Source organism: Pseudomonas sp. SIMBA_068 (genome assembly GCF_046534705.1).
GTDB lineage: Bacteria > Pseudomonadota > Gammaproteobacteria > Pseudomonadales > Pseudomonadaceae > Aquipseudomonas > Aquipseudomonas putida.
Genome location: NZ_JAWRYI010001307.1, coordinates 1 through 246, shown reverse-complemented (window position 1 = coordinate 246; position 246 = coordinate 1). Strand labels below are relative to the sequence as shown.

The 246-nt window shown below is 39.0% G+C and carries 1 pseudogene; it reads left to right on the top strand.

The window, feature by feature from the left end:
- Nucleotides 1-74 precede the first annotated feature (74 nt).
- A pseudogene (locus SB756_RS33805) lies at nucleotides 75-246 on the top strand (chemotaxis protein CheR); the annotation flags it as partial.

Here is a 246-nt window from a genome sequence, read left to right as displayed (position 1 = left end):
AATTATTTGATTACAGGCCTTATTGGAAAAGCGCTCAATAAGGCCACACTCACTACTATGTATGAGAGCTGCTAATGAAAGAGTTTCTGTGTACCGATCGCGATTTTAAAGACATTGCCAATTTAGTTTACAACGCTTGCGGTATTGTATTAGGCGATCATAAACGTGAAATGGTGTACTCACGTTTAGCTAGGCGGATAAGAGCGCTAAAATTAAACGACTTTAAAGCCTACTTAGCCTACTTAG